At 75.1% G+C, this 1,440-nt stretch carries 1 protein-coding gene; it reads left to right on the top strand.

Annotated features, from left to right (window positions below):
* On the top strand, nt 1-1,440 hold a 1,440-nt coding region (gene malQ / locus G3N98_RS39205), incomplete at both ends, for a 4-alpha-glucanotransferase (RefSeq protein ID WP_206151117.1).

The raw sequence follows: 1,440 nt of genomic DNA, 5'->3' as shown, positions 1-1,440 counted from the left end.
GGGCGACTACACCGCGCTGGCGCGGCTGGCCGCGCATGCGGCCCGGCACGGCGCGCAGGCGGTGGCGATCAGCCCGACGCACGCCGGCTTTCCGGCGCTGCCCGCGCACGACAGCCCGTATTCGCCGTCGTCGCGGCGCTGGCACAACGTCGCGTATCTCGACTGCGACGCGGTGCCGGGCGCCGCTGCCGTGCCTCACGCAACCGGTGCCGCGGCCGACGCACCGCTGATCGACTGGCCGCACGTGCTGCCGTTGAAACTGCGGCGCCTGCGTGCGTGCTTCGACGCATGGCGCACCAGCGACGACCCGTCGCGTGACGCCTTCCAGCGGTTTCGCGCCGCGGGCGGTGCGGCGCTCGAGGCGCATGCACGCTTCGACGCGTTGCAGGCGTTCTGCCTCGAGCACGGGGCGGGCTTTGACTGGCGGAAATGGCCGGCGCCGTGGCGCGAACCGGGCTCGGCTGAAGTCGATGCGTTCGCGCACGCCCATGCCGACACGGTCGCGTTCCACACGTACCTGCAATGGTGCGCGTCGCGCGCGCTCGGCGACGCGCAGCATGCGGCACGCGGCGCGGGCATGGCCACCGGGCTGGTCGCCGATCTCGCGGTCGGCTCCGATCGCGCGGGCAGCGACGCGTGGGCGCACGGCGCGACGTTGCTGCGCGGCGTGTCGCTCGGGGCGCCGCCCGACCTGTTCAATGCGGCCGGCCAGGCGTGGGGCGTGACGACCTGGACGCCCGCCGCGCTGCGTGCGCAAGGCTTCGTGCCGTTCGTCGAACTGTTGCGCGCGGCGTTCGCGCATGCGGGCGGCATCCGCATCGATCACGTGCTCGGCTTCGCGCGGATGTGGATCGTGCCGGACGGCGGCTCGCCGCGCGACGGCGCCTACCTGCGCTATCCGGTCGACGATCTCGTGCGGCTCGTCGCGCTCGAGGCGGCCCGTCATCGCGCGCTCGCGATCGGCGAGGATCTCGGCACGGTGCCGGCCGGCTTCCGCGAACGGCTCGGCGCGCAGGGCATCGCCGGGATGCGCGTGCTGTGGTTCGAGCGCGACGCCGGCGGCACGTTCCGGCCGCCGTCGGCGTGGGATCGCGACGCGATCGCGATGACGTCGACGCACGATCTGCCGACCGTGGCCGGCTGGTGGCGCGGGGTCGATCTGGCCTGGCGGCGGATCGCGGCCGAGGCGGCGCAGCAGTCCGACGACGGGGAGGCGCGTATGCGACCGGACGCGTTGACCGAGCACGAGCAGGACGACACCGTGCCCCGCGCGGCCACCTCGGCCAACACCACGCCGCCCGCGGAAGCCGGCCCGGCCACCCCACCGCCCGCCGTCGATCCCGACGTCGTCGCCGCGCATGCTGCACGCGCCACCGAACGCGCGGCGCTGTGGCGAGCGTTGCAGGAAGCAGGCTGCGCGCCGGCCGGCACCCCCGCCCA

Origin of the sequence: Burkholderia sp. Tr-20390, from assembly GCF_017104595.1 — a bacterium.
In the GTDB taxonomy this organism is placed as follows: Bacteria; Pseudomonadota; Gammaproteobacteria; order Burkholderiales; family Burkholderiaceae; genus Burkholderia.
Note: the sequence above shows the minus strand (reverse complement) of the source record. Positions and strands in the feature narration are given on the sequence as shown.